This is a genomic window from Vibrio sp. TRT 2004, assembly GCF_050113735.1.
GTDB lineage: Bacteria > Pseudomonadota > Gammaproteobacteria > Enterobacterales > Vibrionaceae > Vibrio.
The window spans coordinates 1-897 of sequence record NZ_JBNJOH010000138.1; the positions used below are offsets into that span (position 1 = coordinate 1).

The following is an 897-nucleotide window of genomic DNA, read 5'->3' on the forward strand; positions in this document are numbered from 1 at the left end:
TTAATTCAAGTGGCATCTAGTACTTGATGAGCTCACCTACCTATCAATAGTGTTAGATGCATAGCTTTCCAACGCCTTCAGCGACACATAAAACATGCAAGGCAACGCGATCACTAGTACGATAAACTCGGGTATAACAATACAACCTACCGCAGAGATTACTAATATTGCTATAACACGCCCCCTGTACCCACGGTCAGTCTTAAACATTAAACGTGTGTATTTCTGCATAAAACCAAATAAACAAAATATCGCAATAATTAACACATCATATCGCCCATCATTTATAAAGATTGATACTAATGGAATTGTTGCACCAGACATCATCATTAATAGTAACTTAGGGTAAATACCTTTTATTTGAAACGCATTTTTCACTCTTTAATCCTCTGCATGATCATTTAGCATCGCTTCTTGAAATAGAAAATCACTAACTTTTCCATATGCGTCAAACCCTATCATAACGGGCAATTCAAGTTGTACCGGAAGTGCTTCGATAGCCAAATCGTTCAAAATTAATGAGCCTACGTCATTTGCTAAGTCTGCCGATTGAGTCATTGTGGCAGACTCGTTATAAAGGTCGTAAGCATACTTCCCACTCGTTGCTCCAAGTGATATCCCACCGAAAAATGTAGCACAAGGTATATTTGCTGTTAGCAAGCATCCCGTTGCAATCTTATCGCTGGCAAAGCCAATATTTGAGACACCATGCATAATATCCTTTGCTGTAGTAGGACCAGAACGTCGATTCATTTCTTGCATACGTGCAATATCGTTATAGAGATAAACAGTAATCACACTAACAGCAGAACGCATCACCGCATCTCGGCTATTGGAACCACTTGCTGCGGCCGCTATACCTGACACGATAATCATACCTCCAGCTTGAAGAGTCTG

2 protein-coding genes are annotated in these 897 nt (G+C 40.0%); both read right to left on the reverse strand.

The genetic code is table 11. The features are described 5' to 3' along the window. Positions 1–36: 36 nt before the first annotated feature. Entirely contained in the window at positions 37–378 is a 342-nt protein-coding gene (locus ACQEXR_RS20260) for a hypothetical protein (RefSeq protein WP_426952521.1), read from the reverse strand. A 3-nt stretch (positions 379–381) separates the two neighbouring features. After that, the coding region (locus tag ACQEXR_RS20265; RefSeq protein ID WP_427021048.1) for a hypothetical protein at positions 382–897 on the reverse strand (516 nt) is incomplete at its 5' end.